General features: G+C 69.7%; 23 protein-coding genes. 18 read left to right on the top strand and 5 right to left on the bottom strand.

Features of this window, described 5'->3' with window-relative positions; genetic code table 11:
• Positions 1-26 precede the first annotated feature (26 nt).
• Genes ACIRON_RS14755 through ACIRON_RS14765 form a run of 3 tightly spaced genes read left to right on the top strand, consistent with a single transcriptional unit; the run spans position 27 to position 1490 of the window.
• Positions 27-512, top strand: coding sequence for a DUF1269 domain-containing protein (locus tag ACIRON_RS14755; protein WP_402993028.1), 486 nt, complete (start codon positions 27-29; stop codon positions 510-512).
• A gap of 4 nt (positions 513-516) precedes the next feature.
• On the top strand, positions 517-1029 hold the full coding sequence (locus ACIRON_RS14760) for a DUF1269 domain-containing protein (protein ID WP_402993029.1): 513 nt from the start codon (positions 517-519) through the stop codon (positions 1027-1029).
• A 2-nt stretch (positions 1030-1031) separates the two neighbouring features.
• Positions 1032-1490 carry a DUF6069 family protein gene (locus ACIRON_RS14765; RefSeq protein WP_402993030.1) on the top strand — a complete coding sequence of 153 codons (459 nt, stop codon included), beginning with the start codon at positions 1032-1034 and terminating at the stop codon, positions 1488-1490.
• Positions 1491-1511: 21 nt separating this feature from the next.
• Here ACIRON_RS14765 and ACIRON_RS14770 read toward each other — a convergent pair whose 3' ends face one another.
• The gene (locus tag ACIRON_RS14770) at positions 1512-4055 is read right to left on the bottom strand and encodes a LuxR C-terminal-related transcriptional regulator (protein WP_402993031.1); all 2544 of its coding nucleotides are present in this window, start codon (positions 4053-4055) and stop codon (positions 1512-1514) included.
• Between the two features lie 271 nt (positions 4056-4326).
• Between ACIRON_RS14770 and ACIRON_RS14775 the strand changes: the two genes are divergently transcribed.
• The gene (locus tag ACIRON_RS14775) at positions 4327-5451 is read left to right on the top strand and encodes an AI-2E family transporter (protein WP_402993032.1); all 1125 of its coding nucleotides are present in this window, start codon (positions 4327-4329) and stop codon (positions 5449-5451) included.
• Here ACIRON_RS14775 and ACIRON_RS14780 read toward each other — a convergent pair.
• Positions 5398-5598 (bottom strand): hypothetical protein, encoded by a 201-nt coding sequence (locus ACIRON_RS14780; protein WP_091047354.1) that lies wholly within the window; start codon positions 5596-5598, stop codon positions 5398-5400. The two genes, ACIRON_RS14775 and ACIRON_RS14780, sit on opposite strands and share 54 nt — an antisense overlap.
• Before the next feature lie 150 nt (positions 5599-5748).
• Between ACIRON_RS14780 and ACIRON_RS14785 the strand changes: the two genes are divergently transcribed.
• From ACIRON_RS14785 to cls, 3 genes are read left to right on the top strand one after another with little or no spacing between them, the layout of a single operon-like run.
• On the top strand, positions 5749-6588 hold the full coding sequence (locus tag ACIRON_RS14785) for a YhjD/YihY/BrkB family envelope integrity protein (protein ID WP_402993033.1): 840 nt from the start codon (positions 5749-5751) through the stop codon (positions 6586-6588).
• A 34-nt stretch (positions 6589-6622) separates the two neighbouring features.
• Positions 6623-7291: a GAP family protein gene (locus ACIRON_RS14790; RefSeq protein ID WP_402993034.1), complete on the top strand. Its 669-nt coding sequence runs from the start codon at positions 6623-6625 to the stop codon at positions 7289-7291.
• Positions 7291-8769, top strand: a complete 1479-nt coding sequence (cls, locus tag ACIRON_RS14795; RefSeq protein WP_402993035.1) for a cardiolipin synthase — start codon at positions 7291-7293, stop codon at positions 8767-8769. Before ACIRON_RS14790 ends, cls begins: the two co-directional genes overlap by 1 nt.
• Here the strand turns inward: cls and ACIRON_RS14800 are convergent.
• Entirely contained in the window at positions 8741-10477 is a 1737-nt protein-coding gene (locus tag ACIRON_RS14800; RefSeq protein WP_402993036.1) for a SulP family inorganic anion transporter, read from the bottom strand. The genes cls and ACIRON_RS14800 overlap by 29 nt on opposite strands.
• A 92-nt stretch (positions 10478-10569) precedes the next feature.
• On the opposite strand from ACIRON_RS14800, the gene ACIRON_RS14805 reads away from it, so the two are divergent.
• From ACIRON_RS14805 to ACIRON_RS14830, 6 genes are all read left to right on the top strand, one after another.
• On the top strand, positions 10570-12411 hold the full coding sequence (locus ACIRON_RS14805) for a SulP family inorganic anion transporter (protein WP_402993037.1): 1842 nt from the start codon (positions 10570-10572) through the stop codon (positions 12409-12411).
• Between the two features lie 103 nt (positions 12412-12514).
• Positions 12515-12934 (top strand): DUF6325 family protein, encoded by a 420-nt coding sequence (locus tag ACIRON_RS14810; RefSeq protein WP_402993038.1) that lies wholly within the window; start codon positions 12515-12517, stop codon positions 12932-12934.
• Between the two features lie 15 nt (positions 12935-12949).
• Positions 12950-13273 carry an SHOCT domain-containing protein gene (locus ACIRON_RS14815; protein WP_402993039.1) on the top strand — a complete coding sequence of 108 codons (324 nt, stop codon included), beginning with the start codon at positions 12950-12952 and terminating at the stop codon, positions 13271-13273.
• A 24-nt stretch (positions 13274-13297) separates the two neighbouring features.
• The gene (locus ACIRON_RS14820; RefSeq protein ID WP_402993040.1) at positions 13298-13843 is read left to right on the top strand and encodes a DUF1269 domain-containing protein; all 546 of its coding nucleotides are present in this window, start codon (positions 13298-13300) and stop codon (positions 13841-13843) included.
• A gap of 62 nt (positions 13844-13905) precedes the next feature.
• Positions 13906-14334, top strand: a complete 429-nt coding sequence (locus ACIRON_RS14825) for a hypothetical protein (RefSeq protein ID WP_218131349.1) — start codon at positions 13906-13908, stop codon at positions 14332-14334.
• Positions 14321-15010 carry an HdeD family acid-resistance protein gene (locus ACIRON_RS14830; protein ID WP_402993041.1) on the top strand — a complete coding sequence of 230 codons (690 nt, stop codon included), beginning with the start codon at positions 14321-14323 and terminating at the stop codon, positions 15008-15010. The genes ACIRON_RS14825 and ACIRON_RS14830 overlap by 14 nt, the downstream gene beginning before the upstream one ends.
• A gap of 113 nt (positions 15011-15123) precedes the next feature.
• Here the strand turns inward: ACIRON_RS14830 and ACIRON_RS14835 are convergent, their stop codons facing one another.
• Both ACIRON_RS14835 and ACIRON_RS14840 read right to left on the bottom strand, forming a co-directional pair.
• On the bottom strand, positions 15124-17748 hold the full coding sequence (locus ACIRON_RS14835) for a LuxR C-terminal-related transcriptional regulator (RefSeq protein WP_402993042.1): 2625 nt from the start codon (positions 17746-17748) through the stop codon (positions 15124-15126).
• A gap of 296 nt (positions 17749-18044) precedes the next feature.
• Positions 18045-19817: a SulP family inorganic anion transporter gene (locus tag ACIRON_RS14840; RefSeq protein ID WP_402993043.1), complete on the bottom strand. Its 1773-nt coding sequence runs from the start codon at positions 19815-19817 to the stop codon at positions 18045-18047.
• A gap of 256 nt (positions 19818-20073) precedes the next feature.
• On the opposite strand from ACIRON_RS14840, the gene ACIRON_RS14845 reads away from it, so the two are divergent.
• From ACIRON_RS14845 to ACIRON_RS14865, 5 genes are all read left to right on the top strand, one after another.
• Positions 20074-20451 (top strand): SHOCT domain-containing protein, encoded by a 378-nt coding sequence (locus ACIRON_RS14845; protein WP_402993044.1) that lies wholly within the window; start codon positions 20074-20076, stop codon positions 20449-20451.
• Positions 20452-20522: 71 nt separating this feature from the next.
• Positions 20523-21293, top strand: coding sequence for a hypothetical protein (locus ACIRON_RS14850; RefSeq protein WP_402993045.1), 771 nt, complete (start codon positions 20523-20525; stop codon positions 21291-21293).
• Between the two features lie 123 nt (positions 21294-21416).
• The gene (locus ACIRON_RS14855) at positions 21417-21698 is read left to right on the top strand and encodes a hypothetical protein (RefSeq protein WP_402993046.1); all 282 of its coding nucleotides are present in this window, start codon (positions 21417-21419) and stop codon (positions 21696-21698) included.
• Positions 21695-21919 (top strand): hypothetical protein, encoded by a 225-nt coding sequence (locus ACIRON_RS14860; protein ID WP_402993047.1) that lies wholly within the window; start codon positions 21695-21697, stop codon positions 21917-21919. The genes ACIRON_RS14855 and ACIRON_RS14860 overlap by 4 nt, the downstream gene beginning before the upstream one ends.
• The gene (locus ACIRON_RS14865; RefSeq protein WP_402993048.1) at positions 21916-22446 is read left to right on the top strand and encodes a hypothetical protein; all 531 of its coding nucleotides are present in this window, start codon (positions 21916-21918) and stop codon (positions 22444-22446) included. The genes ACIRON_RS14860 and ACIRON_RS14865 overlap by 4 nt, the downstream gene beginning before the upstream one ends.
• Positions 22447-22473 lie beyond the last annotated feature (27 nt).

The raw sequence follows: 22473 nt of genomic DNA on the forward strand, positions 1-22473 counted from the left end.
GCAGTCGACAACAGCAAGGATCGGACATGGCGACCCTGACGGTATGGAAGTACGACACGACCGAAGGCGCAGACCAGGCCGTGAAGAACCTCGAGGATCTCGTCAAGCAGGGGCTCATCGTCCTCGAGGACGCCGCGACCGTGCACTGGGAGGTCGGCAAGAAGAAGCCGAAGACCAAGCAGCTGACCAGCACCAGGGCCATGGGGGCGATGAGCGGCACCTTCTGGGGCATGCTCTTCGGACTCATCTTCTTCGTACCGCTGCTGGGAGCAGCGGTCGGCGCAGCGACAGGCGCCCTGACCGGCTCGCTGACCGACGTCGGCATCGACGACGCCTTCATCAACAAGGTCCGCGACCAGGTCACTCCCGGCACCTCGGCACTGTTCCTGATGACCTCCGACGCGGTGATCGACAAGGTGCACGAGGCGATGAAGGGCCACGAGGGCGAGCTGATCTTCACCAACCTCAGCAGTGAGCAGGAGACCGCGCTGCGCGAGGTCTTCGCCGAGTGACGTCATGGCCAGCCTGACCGCGTGGGTCTACGACCGGATCATGGGCGCCACCGACGCCGAGGTCTGGCTCAAGGACCTGCAGGAGCGTGGCGCGCTCACGGTTCACGACGCCATCACGCTCACCTGGTTCCCAGGAGCGGAGGAGCCGCAGATCGGCCACCTCCGCCACCGTACGACGGCGGCCGCAGCCAAGGGCTCGTTGGTCGGTGGTCTTCTCGGGATCCTCGTGTTCAACCCGGTCGCGGGCGCCGTTGTGGGGGCGGCGTCCGCGGCCGCGGTTCAACGTCTGAGGCAGGCCGGTATCGGTGACGAGCTGCTCACCGAGGTCGCCGGCCACCTCGGGCCCGGCAAGTCCGCGCTCGTCGTGCTGAGCAGCGGCGGGGACCCGGACGCGGTCGCCGCGGCCATGAAGCACGGAAACCCCACGCTCGTCTACGCCGAGCTGGACGACGAGGTCGCCGAGGAGCTCGAGAAGATCCTCCGCGCCGAGACCACAGAACCGACCGACGGAGACTGATCATGGCGATGAACCAACCTCCCACCCGACGACTGCAGCCGACGGTCAACGCCGGCCGGCTCTGGGCGGGCGGCGCCGCCGCCGCGGTCGTGGCCGCCCTGCTCGCGGTCGCCGGCATCGTGATCGCCCGGGGCATCTTCGACATCCCCATCCTCGCCCCCGAGGGCGACGGGGTCTGGGGAGACGCCTCGACCTGGTGGTACGCCCTCTGGGCAGCGATCGCCGGGTTGCTGGCCACAGCCGTCGCCCATGTCCTGCTCCTGACCACACCGCAGCCGCGGACCTTCTTCGGGTGGATCGTCGGCCTGGCCACCGTCATCGCGGCGCTGTGGCCGTTCACGTCCGATGCGGGCCTGGACACCAAGCTCGTCACGATGCTGATCAATCTGGTGATCGGTATCGCCATCGGCTCGCTGGTATCGGCAGTCTCCCGGAGCGCGACCGTCCCCGAGATCCGGTGACGCCTCGCAGGCGAGACGGACTCAGATCAGTCCGCGCTCGCGTGCCTCACGCACCGCCGCCGACCGCGTGTTGACCCCGAGCTTCTGGTAGATCGAGCGGATGTGGGTCTTCACGGTGTTCTCGCTGACCCCTTCGGCCCGCGCGATCTCGGGGATCGTCAGCCGCGAGGGGAGGTCGTGGAGCACGTCGAGCTCGCGTGCGCTCAGCAGCGTGCCGATCACCGCGATGCTGCCGTCCTCCGGCTCGGCGTGGTCGGTGAGCAGAGCCGTGACGAAGTCCTCGGCGGGCCCGAAGCGTGAGCGGTTCCTCGACAGCAGCGGCTCCAGATGCGGCCACAGGTCGATGAACGGCCGGCGGAAGTTGTTGGGGACCGCCCACTCGAGCGCCTTCCTGAGCGCGTCGAACGCGCGGACGTCGTTGTCCAGTGACGACTCCAGGGCCGCGGCCAGCACCTGCGCGTAGACGACGCTCGTCGGTGCATGTGCCGGGCGGGTTCCGTCGAGCACCGGCTCGAGCTCGGTCAGCGCGTCGCGGGTCCGTCCGGTCGCGGCGAGGATCTGGGCGTACGGGATCGTGCCCTCGGCGCTACCCGGCATCTGACCGCGGATGCGGGCCGCGGTCTCGGCCGCCCAGTCCTCGCTGCCGACGGCGAGTGCCACCCGGATCTCTTGGGGAGCGACGGCGCTGATCGCGGCAGGAGAGACATGGTCGGCGGTGTCGATCTGCCAGATCCGGCGGAACGTCTCGGCGGCCGCGGCACGCTCCGGTCCCGTGGTGGCCTCGAACGTCGCCAGCGCGTGCATGCCGCGTACGCCGAGCTCGACCTCTGCGTTGTTCACGCCGTCCAGAGCTCGCATGCCGAGCTCGGCGAACAGCAGCTGCCGTCGGCGGTCTCCCGTCTGGAAGGCGGTCCAGGCGGCCACGAGGTAGGAGTAGGCGAGCCGCGGTGAGTCCCGCCAGCCGTGCCGGGTGGCGAAGGCGATGGCCTGGTCGGACCAGTCGAGGGACGCGTTGAAGTCGCACATGGCGCCGGTCATCCCGGACAGCTGCGACATGGTCTCGAGCACGACCTGGTCGTAGCGACGGCTGCGGGCCAGCACCAGCGCCTGCTGGAGGTCGTCGATGGCTCCGAGATAGTCGCCGGCGCGCATCCGGGCGGGTCCGCGCTGGGCGAGGAGGACCAGGTTGACATCGCTGTCACCCGTCATGGCGACATCGAGGATCGCGCTGTCCTGCAGGGCCGCGACGACGTCGCCCGCAGCGAGGGCCCGCTGGACGACGGCTGCGGCGAGCATCGCTCGGTGCGTGGGTTCGGACGGTTTCTCGCCGGCCGATGCGGCGCTCAGGGCGTCGTCGGCCGCCGGGAGGTCGTTGACGTCGAGCGCTGCCAGGGCGGCGATGACGGCGACCCGATGGTCGGTGCCGAGCCCGTCGCGGGAAGCGATGGCCTGGCGAACGAGATCGGCGCGGCCGGAGAGGACCATCTGGAGCCCGTTCGCGCGGAGCAGGCGGTCGAGCAGCTCCCGGTCCCCGCCCCGGGCCGCATGCCGGAGCGCGGTCGCAGGTTCGCCGTGGGCGTCGAGCCAGACGGCGGTGTCCCGGTGCTGGTGTGCCGGGGCGGCGACGTCACGACGGGCCAGGGCGGCGAGCAGGCAGCTCCGCAGGAGTGCGTGGTAGCGGAACCACGTCGAGTCGCCCGACTGGCTGACGAGCGCGTTGGCCGCGCACAGCTGGTCGAGCAGGGCACCGGCGTCGGGTCTGCCGGAGAGGTGGGCAGCCAGGTCGATGGACAGGTGGTGGGGAGCGCAGGTCGCGTAGAGGAACTCGACCAGCTCCGGGTCGAGCCGGTGGACGACCTCGGTCAGGACGTACTCGATCACCGAGCGGACGTCGCCGTCGAAGGACGCGACCACCTCGGCGGGGTCACCGTCGCCGACCATGGCCGCGACCACGGCCATCCGCAGCGCGGCGGCCCAGCCCTCGGTCAGGCCGACGAGATCGGAGATCGCGTCCGCCGTCATCGACAGGTCGCTGGCCGCGAACAGCTCCAGCGCCTCGCCGTCGGTGAAGGCGAGGTCCTTGCCGCGTACGTCCGAGAGCGACCCGTCGAGGCGCAGCCGGTGGAGCCCCAGTGACGGTTCGGACCGGCACGCCATCACCAGCCCCACCTCGGGCGGCAGCTCGCCGAGAAGGATGTCGAGCCCGCGCAGCACCTCGTCGTCGTGGAGCAGATGTACGTCATCCAGCACGATCCAGCGCACGCCTGCGACCAGGAGCGACTCGACGACCTTGGTGACGAACCTCGGTTCCGTCCCTTGCCGGGGCGGGGTCAGCCCGTCGAGCTGCTCGGTCCTCCCAGGCAGCCCGGCCCGGACGAGGGCCTCGATCAGCGCCGACCAGAACTCGTAGGGCCTGTCGTCCTGCTGGTGAAGCGACAACCAGGCCACCGGCTCCCCGCGGGTAGCAGCGCGGGCGGCCCAGTCGGCCACGAGCAGGCTCTTCCCATAGCCGGCGGGAGCGCAGACCAGGGTGAACCGGCATCGGCCGACGGCATCCTCGACCAATCGGTCCCGGCTGACGAACGTGGGCAGTATCCGCGGAACTCGCAGCCTTGTCGGCGCCACGTAGGCGCGAGAACCGGTCTCTAACATCCGCAAACTTTCGCTTTTCCTATCTCCGAGATGACTTTACCGGCAACCATCCAATCAGTGGCTCATCGATCAAGTAAGGGGGCAAAGGGCCCGGATACCACGGCGAAGATGACCACAGCAGAGTCGTCGCGCTCACCCTTATCGGGCGATACAGCCGGGCCGGGCGGGCTGGACCATGGGTGCCGTGAGCCCCTGGACACAGAGCCCGGAAAACACGGCCACGAGCTGGCCACCGCAGTTCAGAGTCCTGGCGGTCCTGCTGGGAGCCGCGGCGGTGGTGATCCTTGTGGCCGGGCTGAAGGCAGCCAGCGGCATCATCGGACCGCTGTTCCTCGCGATGGTGCTGACCATCGTCGTCCACCCGGCCCGGAACTGGCTGGCGCGGCGTCTCCCGGCCGGCGTCGCCACCGCCCTGTCCATCGTCGCGGTCGTCGTCGGGATCGTCGGTCTCGGCGTGTGCGTGCTGCTCGCGGTGGCTCGCTTTGCCACCCTGCTCGGCACCTACGGCGATGTTGCTGCGGAGCGTGTCGACGATCTGACCGACTGGCTCTCCAAGGTCGGCATCGGCACGGACGAGGTGCTCAAGATCATCGAGTCGTTCGACCTCTCGAACCTGCTCTCCGTGGTCTCGGGTGCGCTCAACGGCATGTTCGGGCTGCTGTCCACGATGGTCTTCATCATCGCCCTGTGCCTGTTCATGGCCATCGACGCGACGGCGCTGCCACGCCAGCTGGACTCGATCAGCCGCCGGCGCCCGGGCATCGTCGGTGCGCTGTCATCGTTCTCGGTCGGCACACGTCGCTACCTGCTGGTCTCCACGGTGTTCGGGCTGATCGTCGCCGCCCTCGACACGCTGGCCCTCTACCTCTTGGGCGTTCCGGCACCGTTGGTGTGGGGCCTGCTCGCGTTCCTGACCAACTACATCCCGAACATCGGCTTCGTGATCGGGCTGATCCCACCGGCGATCCTCGCGCTGCTGGACGGCGACCTCTCGCTGATGCTCGCGGTCATCGCCGTCTACTGCCTCTTGAACGTGGTGATCCAGTCGGTGATCCAGCCGAAGGTCGTCGGTGAGGCGGTGGGCCTCTCGGTGACGCTGACGTTCGTGTCACTGATCTTCTGGTCGTGGATCATGGGCCCGATCGGCGCCGTGATGGCGGTCCCGTTCACCCTGTTCGTACGCGCGGTCTTCGTGGAGTCCGACCCGGCGAAGCGCTGGCTGATGCCGCTCATCGCGGGAAGCGCCCCGGTGGAGCTACTCGGGGATGGTGACGATCTCGATGACGTCGACCCCCAAAGAGCTGAGTAGGTCCAGCACACCCTGCAGCTCCTTGGCGTCGGCGAGGTCACCGACCAGCGTGGTCGTGGCCCGCTGCGTGGCCCGGGTCAGGTGGGGGAAGGTCTCGATGACGTCGTCCGACACCGATGAGCCCACCCGGATGAGGATCCGGGTCATGAGCGCATCACGTCGATCATGTGTTCGTTCATGGTTGGCTCCAGCGAGTGGCCTGGACGATGGTCTGACCAAGGTAAGCGGCCGGGTGCCCGGAGCGGTCACCGGAAACGGGCGAGGGTGAGTCGTCGTGCCCCGGGGAACACTGCTCACGTGAACGTGGCTGACCTGCGGGACCGGGTGGACGCCTTCATCGCCCACGTCCCCCTGCTGCGGAAGCTGGCCACAGAGACGATTCGGATCGAGTTCATCGACCGGTGCATGCTGATCGCCGCCCAGGCGCTCCTGGCCATGGTGCCGATGCTGGTCGTGCTGGCGGCCTTCTTGCCCCACCTCACCGGCAACGCCCTGGAACAGGTCTCGCAGGTCACCGGAGTCGGTGACGAGGCCGTACGCCAGATCTCGGGGGAGGTAGACCTGGACCAGGTGCGTTCCGAGACCGGTGCGGTGGGCCTGGCGATCACGATCGTGTCGGCGACGTCCTTCGGTCGTGCCGTGCAGCGGATGCTCGAGCGGGTCTGGGAGCAGGAGCACGTCGGAGGCTTGCGCGGAGCCCGTCGCTGTCTGCTCTGGGTCGTCGCCTGGCTGGCCTGCCTCGGCGTGGTCAACACGGTCGTCAACCTGCTCACCGACCCGGGGGACCTCTTCCGCCCGTTCCTCCAGATGCTGGGCGCGTGCGTCGTGTGGTGGGGGAGCAGCTGGGTGCTGCTGTTCGGCCGCACCCGGGGATGGTTGCTGCTCCCGGGCGCGGTGCTGACCGGCGTCGTGCAGGTCCTCTACAGCCGAGGCTCGGCGTGGCTGATGCCCGCCTATGTCGAGTCGAACGCCGAGCAGTTCGGCATGCTGGGGGTGATCCTGGCGCTCTCGACGTGGCTGATCGGCTTCGGCGGCATCGTCGTCGGCGGTGCGCTGCTCGGCCGGCTGCTCGTCGAGGACCCGGTCATCGCCTGGCTCGTGCGGCGGGTGCGAACCTTTCTCACCCGGAGCAGGTGAGGCCGGCGGCCGCCGGCCGCGCTGAAGTCTGGCCATGGGTGAAGCAATAGGCGAGTCTCTGCCGATCGCCGTGGGTGTGCTCATCAGCCCCATGCCGATCGTCGCACTGGTCCTCATGCTGGTCAGCCGCCGCGCCGGCTCCAACGGGGCGGCCTTCGTCGCCGGGTGGCTGTCGGGCATCTTCGTGCTCGGCACGCTCGTCGCGCTGCTGGTCGGGGCGGCCGGATCGGGAGACGCGGACACCCCGACCTGGGCGTCACTGCTGAAGATCGTCCTCGGAGCTCTGCTCCTCCTGCTCGCCGTACGCAGCTGGCGGGGCAGGCCGGCGGCGGGGGAGCCCGCACCGACGCCGTCGTGGATGTCGGCGCTGGACGAGTTCAACGCGTTCAAGGCGTTCGGCACGGGCGTACTCCTGGGATCGGTCAACCCCAAGAACCTGCTGCTCGTGGTCTCGGCGGCCAGCACGATCGCGACGGCGACAGCGGTGACCGGCGAGCGGATCGTGGCGATGGCGGTCTTCACCTTCGTCGCCAGCCTGGGCGTGCTGGTGCCGTTCGGGATCTACCTGATGGCAGGCGAGCGCGCGGCCCGGATGCTGGAGGGCATCAAGGCCTGGATGATCGCCCACAACGCCGCCATCATGACCGTCCTCCTCGTCGTGCTCGGGGTCAAGATGGTCGGCGATGGCGTCGGGTCGCTGTGATGGACGGGTCGACCTGGGTCGCGAGCCTCCTCAGCGCAGTTCTCGTCCTCGCCCACATCACCGTCTGTGTGGTGGCACTGGGCGTGATCCCCGGCGGCCGGAAGCCGTCCACGGGCCTGGCCTGGCTGTTCCTCATCCTGGCGCTGCCGGCGTTCGGTCTGCTCGCGTTCCTGCTCTTCGGGAGCACCAGCGTCGGCCGCAAGCGCCGGGCCTGGCAGCGGCAGGTCAACGAGCTGGTCAGCGCCGAGATCAGGTACGACCCGGCAGCACAGACGGCTCCGGCGGGCCCCACGGGCGGCGCCGTGCGGCTCAACGAGCGCCTGGGATCCCTGCCGTTGACCGGGGACAACCGGATCGAGGTCCATCCTGACTATGCGCGGACGTTCGCGGCCATGACCGAGGTCGTACGCGGTGCCCGGTGGTTCGTGCACGTGGAGTTCTACATCTCGGCCTGGGACGAGTCCACCAGCGACTTCTTCGACGCACTGGTCGACGCGGTCGCCCGCGGGGTGGAGGTGCGCTTCCTCTTCGACCACCTCGGCTCGCGCGGCATCCCCGGCCACCAGGACATGCTGGCGCGGCTCGAGGGTTCCGGGATCAAGTGGGCGCCGATGCTGCCGGTCCGGCCGATGCGCGGTGAGCTCCGCCGTCCGGACCTGCGCAACCACCGCAAGATCCTCGTCGTCGACGGCGTGGTGGCGTTCGCGGGCTCGCAGAACCTCATCGAGCCCGGCTACAACAAGCCGAAGAACCACAAGGCGGGGCGCGAGTGGGTCGATCTGATGATCCGGATCGAGGGGCCGGCGGTGCGGGACCTGGCAGTCGTCTTCGCGACCGACTGGTACGCCGAGACCGCCGAGAGCATCCGCGACATGCTCCTCCCGCGTGCGCCTGTGGAGCTGGAGCAGACGGCACGAGCCGCCGAGAAGGTGGCGTGCCAGGTCGTGCCGAGCGGTCCCGGTTTCGTGACCGAGAACAACCTGCGCCTGTTCAACACACTGATCTACGGCGCGCAGTCGCGGATCTGCCTGGTCAGCCCCTACTTCGTGCCGGACGAGTCGCTTCTCTACGCCGTCACGACCGCCGCCCAGCGGGGTGTCGAGGTCGAGCTGTTCGTGAACGAGGGCGCCGACCAGTTCATGGTCTTCCACGCTCAGCGCTCCTACTACGCCGACCTCCTCGACGCCGGTGTCCGGATCCGGCTCTACCCGGCGCCGTACGTCCTCCACACCAAGTTCTTCACGGTCGACGACACGATCGCCGTCGTCGGCTCCTCGAACATGGACTACCGCTCCTTCGCGCTCAACTACGAGGTCATCGTGCTGCTCGAGAGCGAGCAGGTGGTCGACGACCTGCAGCGCGTGCTCGACGACTACCGGGAGAGGTCGAGCGACCTCGGCGCCGCGGAATGGTCGCGACGCGGGCGCGGGGCCGCGTACGTCGACAACGTCATGCGCCTGACGGCGGCTCTTCAGTAGCAGCCTCTTCGGTCGCCGCCGCGAGGGCGGCCTCGACGGTCGGGTAGATCGGCGGCTCGCCCTCTTCGGCGGCCTTGGTCAGGACGTCGCGCACCTGGCCCACGTCGCCGGCGAGCGCCAGGTCGGCGCCGAGCCGCCGCAGGTCGGAGCGGAGCTGGGTCAGCATCGCGGTGGCGGTGACGTCGATCGACGGCGTGGCCCGTCCGTCGAGCACGACCAGCCGGAGGCCCGGCACGTCCGCGGCGAGCTCGCGGACCCGCTCGCGCACGTAGTCGGCGTTCGCGAACAGCAGGGACGCCTCGACCCTGACCACCAGGAAGCCCGGGACCCCCGCGTACGCCGGGTTGCGGATCTGGTCCACCCACAGGCCCCGGTGCCGCGAGGTGCTGCCGTTCTCGGGACCGTCGACGGGGGCCAGGGGCGCGATGTGCGGCCGCGAGGTCCGCGCGATGAGCAGGACCACGGAGGCGATGATGCCGATCACGAGACCGGGCAGGGTGTCGAAGACGAGCACGCCGACCAGCGCCGCGACGGCGCCCACGAAGTCGGCGCGGGCGGTGAGCTGGTAGACCTTGGTGAGCCGTCCGGTCCGGATCCGCCACAGTCGGCGCAACGCGGCGATGTCGACGAGCTCGATCACCGCGGCGATCACGATCGCCGCGAGCGTGGCCTCGGGAAGGTCGGAGAAGAGCCGGGTCATGAACAGCAGGGTGAGCAGCGTGAGCACGGCGGCGGTCACCGCCGAGATCTGCGACTTCGCGCCGGCCGATCCGTTGACGGCGGTCTTGGACAGCGAGCCGTTGACCACCATGCCGCTGGCCAGGCCGGCGCCCAGGTTGGAGACACCCAGACCGAGCAGCTCGCGGTTCGGGTCGATGTCGTAGCCGCTCTTGGCGGCGTACGTCTTGGCGGCGCCCAGGCCCTCCGCGAACCCGACGAGCATCACGCCGACCGCGGCCGCGAGGAGGTCGCGGAACTCGGGAGCCGACACGTCCGGGAACCCGACGGTGGGCAGGCCGGCGTCGATGTGGCCCACGATGGCGAGCCCGTGGTTGTCGAGGTCGAGCAGGGCGGTGAGCCCGATGCAGAACAGCGCCACGAACAGGGAGGCGGGAAGGAGCGGCACCAGCCGCCGCAGGACGAGCAGGACGGCGAGGCTGCCCACTCCGATGGCGATGGTCAGGGGGTCGACGTCACCCAGCTGGAGCAGCAGGTCCCAGGTCTTCTCGAAGAAGTTGCCCGAGCCCTTCTTCACGCCCACCAGCGACGGGAGCTGCCCGATGATGATCGTCAGCGCGAGCCCGATGATGAAGCCTCGCAGGACCGGCTCGCTGATGAAGGCGGCGAGGAAGCCCAGGCGGAGCAGGCCGGCGATGAGCGCGACGATGCCCGTCGCGATCGCCAGGCCGGCGGTGAGCGCGACGACGTCGGCCCCACCGGACGCGAAGTCCGCCACGATCCCGGCTGAGAGGGCCGCGGTCGCCGACATCGGCGCGACGATCACATGACGCGAGGAGCCGAGCAGGCAGTAGAGCACCAGGGAAGGAACGGCCGCGTAGAGGCCCACGACCGGCGGCACGCCGGCGATGGTGGCGTACGCCAACGACTCCGGTACGAGCACGGCCCAGACGGTGAGCCCGGCGAGGACGTCGGACCTGATCCAGGACGGCGAGTAGCCGCTGAACGACGGAGCGATGAGTCTGGCCACGATCGGTGAGGTTGCTACGCCGGGCCCGTTCCTGGATCGCCCGGAAGGGGTGAGCCTGGGTTCACCCCGCCGGTGGAGGATGCGTTGACGGCGTGGGCGCGACGTCCGTACGCCTTCCTCCTGCCTGGATTGGAGCGCCGGTGGCCAAGGGCGACATGGAACCCGACCCGGACGGTCGTACGTCGCTGCGGCGGCTCTACGCGGGGTCGCTGCGTCGCACCCAGGCACGTGCGCAACGAGTGCTGCGGAGAGAGGTCCGGGAGATCACCCCGCAGAAGCGTCACTGGCGTCGCGACCTCGTCGCCGGGCTGCCCGGGGCCATCGCCAGCGTGCCCGACGGGATGGCGTCGAGCGTGCTCGCCGGGGTCAACCCCACCCACGGGCTCTACGCCTCCTTCGCCGGTCCCATCGCGGGTGGTCTGACCTCCTCGACCCGGATGATGGTGGTCACGACCACCAGCGCCTCGGCGCTGGCCGCGGGCTCGGTCCTGGCCGGTCACGACGCCGACGACCGGTCGGCGGCGATGCTGCTGCTGACGATCGTCGCGGGCGGGGTGATGCTCCTGGCCGCACTGTTGAGGTTGAGCCGCTACATCAGGTTCGTGTCCTACTCGGTGATGCTCGGCTTCCTCACCGGCGTCTCGGTCAACATCGTGCTCGGTCAGCTCCCGGACATCGCCGGCGTCGACGCCGAGGGACCCTTCGCCGCGGCCAAGGCGTGGGACCTCCTCACCCGGCTCGACGAGAGCAGTCTGCCCACCGTCGCGACCGGGCTGGGTGCGCTGCTCCTGCTGCTGGTGCTGGCTCCGACCCGGCTGGCGGTGGCCTCGTCGCTGGTCGCGCTCGTCCTGCCGACCCTTTCCGTCCTGGTCACGGGGGCTGACGTCGTCAGGGTCAAGGACTCCGGCAAGATCCCGCAGGGCCTGCCCGTCCCGCAGCTGCCCGACCTGAGCCTGCTCGACATGGACATGGTGACCGGTGGGATCGCCATCGCTGCGCTCGTGCTCATCCAGGGCGCGGGAGTGGCCGAGGCCGTCCCGAACCTCGACGGCAGCAGGTCCTCGATGCGCCGCGACTTCACCGCACAGGGTCTCGCGAACGTCGCCTCGGGGTTCTTCGGCGGCCAGCCGGTCGGCGGGTCCGTGGGCCAGACGGCCCTCAACGCGACGGCCGGCGCCGTCTCCCGTTGGGGCGCGATCTGGGCGGGCATCTGGATGGTGGTGATCCTCGTGCTCCTCTCCGGTGTCGTCGGCGAGGTCGCGATGCCGACCCTCGCCGCCGTGCTCATCTACGCCGGCGCCGCGTCCATCCATCCCCGTGAGGTGGTGGCCGTCGCGCGGACCGGTGTCATCCCCGCCGTCGCGATGACGGCGACCTTCGTCGCCGTCCTCCTGCTGCCGGTCGCGCAGGCGGTCGGCATCGGCGTGATCGCCTCGCTCCTGCTGCAGCTGCGACAGGACTCCCTGGACCTCAGGCTCGTACGCATCGAGCGAGACGAGGAGGGGCGCTTCATCGAGAGCCCGGTGCCGAGGACGCTGAGGCGTGGCGAGCTCGTCGTGCTCGAGGCGTACGGCTCGCTGTTCTATGCCGGGGCGAGGACGCTGCAGCGTCGGCTGCCGCTCCCGCCCGAAGCTCCGGAGCCGGACCAGGGCGGGGAGGCGCCCACCGCGGTGGTGCTGCGGCTGCGAGGGCGTACGACGCTGGGCGCCACGTTCTTGAAGGTCGTGGGGGACTACGCCCGGGACCTGGACGGAGCGGGCGCGCGTCTGTATCTGTCAGGGGTCGACCCGGACCTGGTCGAGCGCTGGTCGGCGGACGGCACGCTCCAACGGCTCAGCGGAGTCCACATCGAGCCGGCCACCCAGATCCTGGGGGAGTCCACGCACGCCGCGGTGGTCGCGTCGCAGGAGCCACCCTCCGACCGGCCGCAGTGAACCGGCCCAAGTCACCCGATGCGGGTGATCAGCACGGGCGCGAGGCGTTCTAGCGTCGGAATCGTCCTGCCGTCCGGCAGGCGCGCGATACGTGGGAGGCACGATGGAACGCGGCCCGGTCGAGATCCTGTTTCTTTCGATGGCGGAGGATGTCGAGCTCGGCGACCTCGCGGCGGTGCTTCGGCAACCTGTCGAGAGCGGAGTGATCCGGATCATCGACTGCGTACTGATGGCCAAGGACACCGGCGGCAGCTTCCGGGCCCTCGACCTGGAAGAGGCGGAGGGTCTGCCTGCGGAGCTGTCGGGGCTTCAGATCGACGCCAACGACCTGCTGAGCGACGCCGACATCGAGACGTTCGCCACCGCCCTCGAGCCCGGACAGGCCGGCCTCGCGGTCGTCTACGAACAGGTCTGGGCGCGGGAGGCCGTCGGGCGCATCCGGAGCGTCGGCGCCGAGGTCGAGCTGTTCCTGCGGGTGCCACCCGAGGACGTCGACGCCGCCTTCGCCTCCGCCGCCCGCTAGAGAAGGAGTCACCTCATGTTGCGCAGACGCATCGGCCGGCCCGGTCTCATCGGTGCCGCCGCACGTACGGCAGTCATCGCCGGCACAGCCACCGCCACCTCGAACGCCGTCAACCGCCGGCAGGCGGCCAGAGCCCAGGAGCAGGCCGAGGCACAGGCGTACGAGCAGCAGCAGTACGCCGCGGCCCAGCCGCCTCCGCCGGCGCCCGCACCGGTGGCACCGGCGGCACCGGCGCAGAGCGACCTGATCGGGCAGCTGACCCAGCTGGGTCAGCTGCACGACCAAGGGGTGCTCAGCGACGAGGAGTTCGCAGCCGCAAAGCAGCAGCTGCTCGGCTGACGGACACCAGGAGCGGGGGAGGACATGCCGACAGGAACTCTGACCGTGTGGAGCTTCGACACGCCTGAGGGCGCCGAGGAGACCATGCATGCGCTCGAAGAGCTGGCTCGTGAGGGCCGCATCGACCTCCACGACGCCGCGGCGCTCTCCTGGCCGTCGAGCGGCACGAAGCTGAGGACGACCGAGCTGCATCCAGGTGCGGGTGCAGGCGGGGGAGCGTTGGGCGGGTCCTTCTGGGGTCTTCTGCTCGGCTTCATCTTCTTCGTGCCGCTGCTCGGCGCCGCCCTGGGCACCGCCACCGGGCTGGTCTCGGACGCGCTGAGCGCCGTCGGGATCGAGGACGGCTTCATCAACAGGGTCCGGGACCGGGTCACCCCGGGGACCTCGGCCCTGTTCGTGCTGACCACGGACAGCGTCGTCGACTCGGTCAGGGACGCGATCGGAGGGCGCTTGCCGTCCGACCCGATCTTCACCGACCTGACCGACGGCCAGGAAGCAGCGCTGCGCGATGTCTTCGGCGCCGGAGGATCGCCCGTTGCGGGTGAGCCCGCCGGGGCCGAAGCGGCCTAACTTCTGGTGCACTGAAGCGGGTCGACGAGAAAACCGCTCACGACTACAGGGAGTACCCCATCATGAGCACCACCACACCACAAGGCGGAGGCTACGACTCTCCGGTCAAGACCGCCTTCGCCTTCTCCGGCGCGATCTTCGCAGGCACCATCCTCACGACGGTAGGCATCTTCCAGATCCTCACCGGCATCGCTGCCGTGGCCGAGGACAAGGTCTACGTCAAAGGCATCGACTACGTCTACCAGTTCGACCTCACCGCCTGGGGCTGGATCCACATCGTCCTGGGCGCGATCGCGATCGCCGTCGGCGTCGGCTTGCTCCTCGGACAGACGTGGGCCCGTATCGCCGGCATCGTGATCGCGGTCATCGGCTCGATCTCCGCGTTCGCCTTCATGCCCTACTACCCGTTCTGGGCGCTCGCGATGCTGGCGCTCTACATCTTCGTCATCTGGTCGCTCGCGCAGCTGATGTCGAGTCGTGCCGAGCTCTGAGATGGCCAGCTCCGACATCCCGGGCCGCGACGTCTCCGGCTCGGAGCCTCCGGGCCCCGACGTACGTAGCTCGGGTGCCGGCCAGGATCCGTACGTGGCCACACCGACCCAGGACCGTCCGGTGGGCTCCGGCTCCGTGTTCGAGGGCCTCGGGGACTACTGGGGCCTGGTCCTGGCCTACGGTCTGGTCTCCACGGCACTCGGCATCATCCTGGCGGTCTGGCCGAAGCAGACGATCGTCGTCGTCGCGGTGATCGTGGCGATCCAGATCATCGTGTCGGGAGTGTTCCGGCTCATCGCAGCGGTGGCCGGCAGGTCCATGGACGGCGGTCTGCGAGCGGTCGTCGGCTTCTCGGGGGCGCTGGCGATCGTCGTCGGCCTGCTCTTCCTGCGGGACCCGGTCCAGACGCTGCTCATCGTCACCATCCTGCTCGGGGTCTGGTGGGTCATCGGAGGCGTCGTCGACATCATCGGCGCCATCCTCCGGCCGGCCCCCGGGCGACGGGCGTGGGACATCACTGCCGGTGTCATCACGGTCCTCGCCGGCGCAGTGCTCCTCATCAACCCGGAGCTGTCGCTGGGCGCACTGCTGCTGGTCTCCTGCATCTGGCTGATTGCCGTCGGCATCATCGCCGTCGTGATGGCGTTCCGCCTACGTTCCGAGGCCAAGAGCTGAGATTCACTACGAGCGAGGTCCGGGACCCCGCGAACACGGCAGTCCGGCCGAGAGCGAGATCGATCGCCTCGGCCGGCTCCGTGTCGAAGTTGCTGCGCAGGCCGGCGCGAGCCTCAGATGAGGTTCAGGCTCCGCGCCACGGCCAGCGCCTCGCTACGCCGTGAGGCCCCGAGCTTGGCGTACAGACTGCTGACGTGGGTCTTCACCGTGTTCTCGGAGACGAAGAGCGCGGCGCTGATGTCGGCGTACGTCGATCCGCGGGCGAGCTCACGAAGGACGTCCCGTTCCCGGGCGCTCAGCCCGGGAAGCGGCCCGGCCGACTCGTCGACCGCCTCGGTCGGTCGCGGCGTGCCTTGGTCGAAGTAGGTCGTCAGGCTGGGCATGTCAGTGATGCCGGCCGAGATCCGGCCGACCCAGCGATGCGGCCGGAGCGCCGGGAACCGTCCCAGCATGGTCTGCACCGGCGTCCCCTGCCGGGTCCAGCCGAGGAACGGGATCGCGTTCTGGCGCACCTCGGTCTCGATCGCCACCTGCTGGAGATGTTCGGCCGCCGCGTCCACGTCCCCCAGCTCGTGGAGCAGCTCCGCGCGCCCGACGAGCGCGATCCCCCGGGTCATCGGCTGGGACCAGGTCGCATGCTGCGCCGCGACGTCGAACTGGTCCGCGGCGAGGCGCCGGTTTCCGTCGAGGTCCGCGCGCAACGCCCTGGCCAGGGCCGCCTCGCCGTTCATCCCGCGCTCGGTGAGCTCGTCCTCCACGGACTTCAGCGAACGTCGGTCGGTCGCCAGCGCGGCCAGCTCGGCCAGGTTGATCAGCAGAGTGACCTGCAGGTGGTCCGGCAGTCGGAAGGCCCCGGGCAGGTCCAACGGCTCGCCGAGGATCTGACGGGCGCGCACGACGGAGTGGCCCGACAAGGTGATGTGTGCCTCCCGGAGCCTCATCCAGAACCGGGTGCACAGGTCTGCGGGATGAAGCCTGGCGTCCGCGAGAGGTGTCAGCTCGAGCCAGGGGAGCCGTGCGCTGCGCGCGAGGGCTGCGGCCAGCGCTGTCCGGGTGCGGGTGAAGTCGCTACGGGCGCCGTGCGGCCGACCGTGCTCGGCCTGCTCCAGCAGGGTGGCGGCCTCTTCGGCGATCTCCCCGCAGGCCGCCTCACGACCCAGCATGTATTCCGTCATCGCCAGATGGCTGGAGGCCTCGGCCCCGACCGTCGGCATGTCCCAGGTGCGGGCGAGCCCGACTGCCGAGGTCAGGCTCTGCTCCGCCTCCAGCAGCTGACCGAGCCAGCTCTGGGTGACGCCGAGCTCGATGAGCAGCTGCGGCAGGATGTCGGCCTCGCCGCCGGCGCCGTGCGTGCCTCGGACCACCTCCGCAGCCCGGTCGGCCGCGGCTCGCAGGGGCTCGAGGCCGAGTCGTGCCCGCATCAGCCCGATGCAGGCGAGCTCCTCCTCCGACATCGTCGCCGACTCCGCCAGGCACCTGTCGAGCCAGTGCTCGGCCTCGGGTACGTCGCCGTCGAGCCAGGCCTCGACCGCGAGCGCGAACCAGGCCCTCGGGGTCGTCTCGACGTGCTCGGCGAGGTTGCGTGCGAAGGTGCGGAGGCGGTCGCCGTCGCCCCGCATCGCCGTCCTGACTCCGTCGTCGGCGAGCACGAGCGCCATCTCCTCGTAGGCACCGACGGCCTCGAGCCGGCGCAGCGCACCCTTCGCCTCGCCGCGCGTGCGGTCGATCCGGACGGCACGCACGACCGTCGATCGCGCCCGGGCGACGTCGACCCCGCCGGCGACCAGCCGGCGGCGTACGACCTCGGCGAGCAGCGGATGGATCCGGTAGGCCTCCTCGCCCCCGGCATCGGGGACGAGCGGGACCGCGCGGGTCACCAGCAGCCCGGTGCTCTCCATCTCGGTCAGCGTCTCTCCGGCGCTCGGGTTCTGGGAGAGATGCGCGGCGGTCCTGGCGGTCACCAGCGTCTCGGCGGACGTGCACAGCAGCAGATGCCTCGCGCGTGCGGACAGCGAGGCGAAGACCTCGCTCGCCACCCGGTCACCGAGGCCGATGGTGCCGTCCTCGAAAGCGGACTCGCCCGCCCTGCCCGGAGGGCTCGCATGGGCCGACCTGGCCGCCAGGACGACCGCTGCACACCAACCGCGGGCCTGCTGGACGATGGCGTCGATGACGGGCCTGGACTGGGTGCGGGCGTGCTCGACGATGAGCGCCTCGGCCTCGGCGTCGCTCAGTTGGAGCACGTTGCCCCGCACGACCGAGAAGTTGCCGAGCAGCTCCGGTACGAGCCTGGTGAAGGGCAGGTCCCAACGGCTGATCATCACCAACCTCATCGAGTCGGGATCGTCGTTGAGCCGCTCGTTGAGCATCCGGTGCGTGGCGGCACGAAGCAGGTGTGCGTCGTCGATGACGATGCGAGGGGGCGTTCCCTCAGCTGCCTCGTCGAGCATCGCGGAGAGCTGGTCGGGGGTCATCGTGCCGTCGGCGTCCACCCAGCGTTGGGCGCGGGGAGCTCCGTCGTCGGTCTGTTGCCGCAGCCATCCGGCGACCCCCAGGGTCTTGCCGGCGCCGGCGGGTGCGATCAGCAGGGTGATCGCGGCATCGGCGGAGCGGTCGAGGTCGGCCCACAGCGAGCGGCGTGGCACGTAGACCTTCGGGAGGCGGGGCCAGGGTGCGCTGGTTGCGGCGTCCCCGTCCCTGGGCGCGGGTATCACCGCCGCCGCCTCACGGCGCGGCATCGGTGCGGGTCCTGCTGTCGTCGGGTCTGTAGCGGGCGCCGGCCTGCTGCGCTGCACAACCTCTCCCCTCGGTCAGAGCTCAGGTGCCACGTCGGCGTCGTGTGCTCGTTGGGGGGAGAGTGCTGATGAGCGTCACCGTGCCGTAGATGAACGGCATACCCGTCCGGTCATCCTGCGATGCTAATCAAAGTAAACGGCATAAATTTGAGAAGGATCACCTATTTCAGGTGACCGGGGTCAGATCATTTTCGGGAACGTCCTCGAGATGACGAGCGGATTCTTGCGAACAGCTCGGTCTAGAGGGCCATCTGGTCCGGCGGCCAGTCGCCCTCGTGCGGGTCGCGGTAGGTGCGCCCGGTCGACGGCCACCCCCGGTCGCCGGCCTCCTCGGTGTCCTGCGCCACCCAGGCGACGGCATCGTCGTAGGCTTCGCGGGTCGCCTCCCAGATCACCGCGGTGCCCTGGTAGAGGGAACCTGCCGAGCCGAGCGTGTCGTCGATCTGCAGCTGGCGCACCAGCCGCTCGTTGTCGGTGACGATCACCAGCCTGCTGCCGAGTTCGGTGAGCTCGGCGGCGTACGTCCCCAGCACCTCGAGCAGGGTGGCGCCGGCATCGTCGGCGCCACGCAGCCGCAGGATCACCACGGACCTGCGTGAGGCCGGTGTCAGGTCCGGCATCTGCGAGCGCAGCGAGTTGGCGGTGGCGAAGAAGATCGGCCCGTACGGCTGGAGCACCACGACCTCGCGCTCGCCGAGGCTCCCCGGCGGGTTGGTCTCGATGACCCGGTCGTCCGCGCCCATCACCAGCCGGCGCGTCACCAGCCGTGAGGACTGGCCGATCACGAAGAGGAGCACCGAGAGCCCGACACCGACCAGCACGGCGTACTGCAACGGCATCAGCAAGGTGAGCACCAGTGTCGTCAGCATCACCGTCAGCGGCACCGGCCCGGTCCTGCCGACCGCGATCAGCTTGGCCGGCTTGACGGTGCCGACGCCGACCACGATCAGCAGTCCGGCGAGGGCCGGCATGGCGACGAGCTCGACGACGCCGGCGAAGAGAACGATGACGGCGGCCATGACGGCTGCTGCGACGAGCAGCGCGAACCGGTTCCGGGCGCCCGCGCCGACGACCAGCGAGGTCGCCGACATCGACCCGCCGACAGGTACGCCGCGGAAGAGACCGGAGGCGATGTTGCCCGCTCCCTGGCCGATGAAGTCGCGCGAGGGGCTGGTGGTGCCGTCCGGGTTCGGGAAGCCCGCAGAGACCCCGGCGCCCTGGACCATCCCGACGAACGCGAGTGCTGCGGCGGGGAGGAGGAGGTCGAGCGTGGCCGACAGGTCGGGAAAGACCGGGAGCGGCAGGGAGTTGGGGACCTCGGCGACGTCGGCGACCAGCGCCACGGTGTCGCTTCCCTGCGCGTTGAGCACGGCAGCCAGCGCGGAGCCGGCGGCGACGGCCACGACCAGTCCGGTCGCGCCCAGGCGGGTGCGCTGCAGGACGAGGATGCCGGCGATCGTGGTCAGGCCGACGACCAGGGACGCGAGGTCGACCCCGCGAAGGTGCAGGAGCAGGTCGAGCGCCGCGGTGACCCGGTTGCTGCCTTGGGAGTCGTAGCCGGTGAGGTTGTCGAGCTGTCCGAGCACGATGCTGATCCCGACCGCGGAGATGAACCCCGTCATCACCGATTTGGACACGAACCGCAGCAGCCGGCCCAGGCGGAGGGCACCGGCGACGATCATGACGACGCCGGTGAGGATCGAGAGGGTGGCGAGCGCCCGCACCGGGTCGTCGTACGCGTCGAGGTCCACGTCGGCGACGATGATCGCCATCGCCCCCGTGCCCTGGATCGCCATCGCGGCGGTCCCGGTGAACAGCGCCCCGCCGGCGAGCCCGAACAGATAGCCGTAGAGCCCCGCGACCGGGTTCACCCCGGCGAGCAGCCCGCTGGCGAGCCCGTCCGGGACCGACTCGATGCCGAGCACGGCACCGGCAGCGGCATCTCGTCGAGCCGTACGCCGATCGAAGAGATGGCGAGGCAGAGTCACCCGCTCGCGCAGCCAGGTCAGCATCGGCCCTTGGGTCGGCCGTCGGTGGCGTACGCGGGGTTGCTCACCGCACCATCGCAACGCCGTCGGCGCGCGGCTGCCTCACCTGACTCGGGTGAGGCAGCCGCGCCGTCCCCGCGGCCTGGCGGAGTCGGCTATCACCCGTTGCGGGTGAAGGGAACTCGTGCGGGAGCGCCAACCATGGGTCCATGCTGCTGAGCCGACCTCGGGTGCTGGCCAGCATTCTCTGCCTCATCCCGAATGAAGGAGAACTACTCACATGAGCTTCTGGGACATCATCTGGTTCATCATCGTGTCCTTCGCCTTCGTGGCTTACCTGATGATCCTGTTCAACATCGTCACCGACCTCTTCCGGGACAAGTCGGTCTCCGGCGGCATGAAGGCCGTCTGGATGATCGGTCTCGTCTTCCTGCCGTTCCTCGTCGCCGTGATCTACCTGATCGTCCGGGGCAAGGGGATGGCGGAGCGTCAGGGCCAGGCGTACCAAGAAGTCCGGGCGGCACAGGACGACTACATCCGCTCGGTCGCCGGCTCATCTCCCGCCGAGGAGATCGCCAAGGCCCAGCAGCTGCTCGACGCCGGGACGATCACACCGGAGGAGTTCGCCGCCCTCAAGGCGAAGGCCGTGGCCAACTGACCGGCACCTGCTGCGCAGTCGTCCGGCCGGGGTGATGCCCCGGCCGTGTCGGCGTGGAAACGTGACGGTCCATGTCCACAAGTACCCAGCCACCGGGACTGCTCTCCGCCGAACAGCTCGGTGAGCTGCTCGAGCTGACCAAGCAGGCCGACAGCGTCGAGCTCAAGATGACCGTGCCGAAGGCCGAACGACCTCTGGCCGTGGCCGCCCTGGGGCTCGACCCCCTGGACGCCCAGATCCGGCAGGTGTACTTCTTCGACACCGCTGACCTGGCGCTCAACCAACGTGGGCTCGTCGTCCGCGCGCGTCGGATCCAGGGACGGAACGACGACTCCGTCGTGAAGGTGCGGCCGGTCAACCCGACCGAGCTCTCGGCGGCGCGCAAGTCCAAGAACCTGACCGTCGAGGTCGATGCGATGCCAGGAGGCTTCGTCTGTTCGGCCTCGATGAAGGCGACCCATGGCCGGACCGACCTCAAGGAGGTCGCTGCGGGCACGCGCCCGATCCACAAGCTGTACACGAAGGAGCAGCAGAGCTTCTTCCGGGCCAACGCCGCCTCGGACATCGAGCTCGATGATCTGGTGCGACTGGGGCCGGTCACCGTCCTGAAGCAGAAGCTGAGACCACAGGAGTACGCCGGCCGGCTGGTCGCCGAGCTGTGGTTCTACCCGGATGGCGCGCGGGTCTTGGAGCTCTCCTCCAGATGCGCACCCGTGAACGCCTTCCAGGTCGCCGCGGAGCTCAAGGCGTTCCTGGCCGGGCGCGGGCTGGAGATCGCGGGCGACCAGCAGACCAAGACCGCGACGGCGCTCGCGTACTTCGCAAGCGAGCTGACCGCATAGCCGCACCGGCGCCGCCGTGGTCCTCATCCACCACGGACGACGTCCGATCGCTGCTTCCGTACCAGGCTTGGTTCAGCTGTGGCTGACGAGGACGCACCGAGCGCGGGAAGTCGAGTTGAGATCATGGATCAGAACCCGCGGGAGCCGGGAACCGCCGGTGCCGCCGATGCCCAGGCCTTCGAGATACGGGTCGCCGGACTGGTCCCGCAGCAAGTCCTGCTGCAGCTCGTCGACGTCGAAACCTCCTCACGCGAGATGAGGACCGTGTTGATCTGCCGGTGTCGAGACCAGGCCGAGCTCCATGGGTTGCTCGCGCGACTTCGGACCTTCGGTCTCGAGGTCGTGGAGGTCCGACGGCTCCTTACCGGGACGGCGGACGAGGAGCCGACCGGGGGCGAGGCATGAGCGAGGGCGGGCCCGAGGCAGAGGTCGTGTTCGAGCTGACCGTCCAAGGCGAGCTGGGTCCGGTGCTCCGTTGTGCGTTGCATCCCGATGCCGTCGAGCGGCACCCGTGCACCACCTTTCGAGCCACCGCCGGCGCGGGTCTCGGCGTGGCCGACCTCGTGGGCATGCTGGATGCGGAGGGGCTGACGGTGGAGGACATCCGGGTGGCCGGCCTCCGATGAACAGCGAGGATGTGGGCCAGGAGGTCAGCGGGCCGCGCGGGGGAGAGGATTCGCGGCTCGGTCGCGGGCCCCGCGCCGTCGCCGGCGCCGTCTACGGCCTCGTCTCGATCATCGCCATCATCGCCGGAGCCTCGCACTTCGACGACTCTGCCGGCCGAGTCTTCGCCTTCGCCGTGGTCTCCAGCATGGTGATCTGGACGGTGCACATCTACGCGACGATCCTGGCCGAATCGGGCTCGGAGATCGCGCCGTGGCGCAGTGCCCTCGTCACGAGCGTGCGTCACGAGTTCGGGATAGTGGAGGGGGTGTTCGTTCCGCTGGTCATCCTGCTCCTCGGAGCGATCGGGTGGCTCGAAGACGAACGAGCCATCAACTGGTCCATGTGGTCCGGGGTCGTCCTCCTGGTTCTGATCCCGCTGTTCTGGCTCCGTCGCACGGGTCGCTCGTGGGCCGGGTCCCTGGTCGCTGCGGGGGCTTGTGGGCTGCTCGGCCTGGGTCTGACCTGGATGAAGGTCCTTCTCCACTGACTCATCCGAGCTAACGCATACGGGCTA

The organism is Nocardioides sp. NPDC101246, from assembly GCF_044767415.1.
GTDB lineage: Bacteria > Actinomycetota > Actinomycetes > Propionibacteriales > Nocardioidaceae > Nocardioides.